The sequence below is a fragment of the Coprococcus sp. ART55/1 genome (assembly GCF_000210595.1).
GTDB lineage: Bacteria > Bacillota > Clostridia > Lachnospirales > Lachnospiraceae > Coprococcus > Coprococcus aceti.
The window spans coordinates 2,922,008-2,924,174 of sequence record NC_021018.1; the positions used below are offsets into that span (position 1 = coordinate 2,922,008).

Genomic DNA, 2,167 nt, shown 5'->3' on the forward strand with positions numbered 1-2,167 from the left:
CTTACCTGTTCCGATAGCCCAGATTGGCTCGTAAGCGATAACCATTGACTTAACCTGATCTGCTGTTACGCCAGCGAGATCTGACTTGATCTGAAGACGGATCCAGTCCATAGTAACACCGAGCTCTCTCTGCTCAAGTGACTCACCACAGCAAAGAATAGGGGTGATACCAGCCTCAAATGCCTTCTTAACCTTCTTGTTGAGAAGAACATCATCCTCCTTAAAGTAATCACGACGCTCTGAATGTCCGATGATAACGTACTTAACACCAGCATCAACAAGCATTGCTGCTGAGATCTCGCCTGTGTAAGCTCCGCTCTCCTCGAAGTACATGTTCTCTGCACCTACAGCTACGTTTGTTCCCTTTGTTGCCTCAACAACTGGTACGATATCGATAGCTGGTACACAGTATACTACATCTACGTCATCATTCTTTACTAAGTCCTTTAACAGGTTAACAAGCTCAACAGCCTCGCTAGGAGTCTTGTTCATCTTCCAGTTACCTGCAATAATCTTCTTTCTTGCCATTGTAATCTACCTCTTATATTTGTATTTTTTGATGAGTACCGGCCTGAACCGGCACCCACCAGTATAATCTTTATATCTCAGTGATATACAAATTACTTGTCGTTAGCTGCTGCTACGCCCGGAAGCTCCTTACCCTCAAGGAACTCAAGTGAAGCTCCACCACCTGTTGAGATGTGGCTCATCTTTGAACCGTAACCAAGCTGGTTAACTGCTGCTGCTGAATCTCCACCACCGATGATTGTTGTAGCATCTGTATCAGCAAGTGCTGCTGCAACTGCCTTTGTACCGGCTGCAAGTACAGGGTTCTCGAATACACCCATAGGTCCATTCCAAACAACTGTCTTAGCTGTCTTAACTGCGTCTGAGTAAAGCTCGATAGTCTTAGGTCCGATATCGCAGCCTTCCTTGTCTGCAGGCATCTTGTCAGCGTCAAATACCTCTGTCTTGATGCTTGGACCGTCGATAGGGTTAGGGAAATCCTCGATCATAACTGTATCAACTGGAAGAAGAAGCTTCTTGCCAAGGCTCTCTGCCTTTGCCATCATCTCCTTGCAGTAATCGATCTTAGAATCGTCTACAAGTGACTTACCGATCTCATATCCCTTAGCCTTAAGGAATGTGTAAGCCATACCACCACCGATGATAAGTGTATCACACTTCTCAAGAAGGTTTGAAATAACATTGAGCTTGTCAGCAACCTTAGCACCACCGAGGATAGCTACAAATGGTCTAACTGGGTTCTCTACTGCATTGCCAAGGAAGTCGATCTCCTTCTGCATTAAGTAACCAACTACTGCTGTGTCAACAAGTCCAGCAACACCAACGTTTGAGCAGTGAGCTCTGTGAGCTGTTCCGAATGCATCATTTACAAATACATCACAGATGCTTGCAAGATCCTTAGAGAAAGCCTCTCCGTTCTTTGTCTCTTCAGCTCTGAAACGTGTATTCTCAAGAAGGATTACATCTCCGTCCTTCATAGCGTCAACTGCAGCCTTAACTGTGTCGTCAACAACCTCAAGGCTTGGTACAAACTTAACCTCCTGTCCAAGGAGCTCTGTAAGTCTCTTAGCAACTGGTGCAAGGGTCTTAGTCTGCTTGTCCTCCTCAGTCTTAACCTTTCCAAGGTGTGAACAAAGGATAACCTTTCCACCGTCAGCGATAAGCTTCTTGATAGTAGGAAGAGCTGCAACGAGTCTGTTCTCGTCTGTGATCTCTCCGTTCTTTAATGGTACATTGAAGTCGCATCTGCAAAGCACGCGCTTGCCCTTAACATTGATATCATCTACTGATTTCTTGTTTAATGACATTTCTAATTCCTCCTAAATAATGTTATAGAACAGAAAACTATAAGTTGTCCTCTGCCCAGCTACCTACCCGCTCTTATGCGGGAACATAGAAACGCATAATTGCTTCCTACGAAGAAAAAAGGGCCCGGTCCTTGGAGACCGGACCCTCTATTAGGTCTAATAAATACTTTTAAATGAGCTTACATTATAAAAGCTAATTATAGCTTGAAATAACTTATGCTAACTCTGCGAAGTACTTGATTGTTCTAACCATCTGGCTTGTGTATGAGTTCTCATTGTCATACCATGAAACAACCTGAACCTCATATAAATCATCAGCGATCTTTGATACC

Annotated in this window: 2 protein-coding genes and 1 pseudogene; all 3 read right to left on the bottom strand. The window is 44.1% G+C overall.

Annotated elements, in window-relative coordinates; all coding sequences use genetic code 11:
- Window positions 1-528: triose-phosphate isomerase (gene tpiA / locus CCU_RS13165; protein ID WP_208896285.1), on the bottom strand; the 528-nt coding region annotated here is incomplete at its 3' end.
- A gap of 92 nt (window positions 529-620) precedes the next feature.
- Window positions 621-1,835 carry a phosphoglycerate kinase gene (locus tag CCU_RS13170; RefSeq protein WP_015534995.1) on the bottom strand — a complete coding sequence of 405 codons (1,215 nt, stop codon included), beginning with the start codon at window positions 1,833-1,835 and terminating at the stop codon, window positions 621-623.
- A gap of 214 nt (window positions 1,836-2,049) precedes the next feature.
- Window positions 2,050-2,167, bottom strand: a pseudogene (locus CCU_RS14865) (type I glyceraldehyde-3-phosphate dehydrogenase); the annotation flags it as partial.

Excerpts from the sequence above, each read along its gene's own strand:
- CCU_RS13170 (WP_015534995.1), bottom strand. The coding sequence starts at position 1,835 with ATGTCATTAAACAAGAAATCAGTAGATGATATCAATGTTAAGGGCAAG.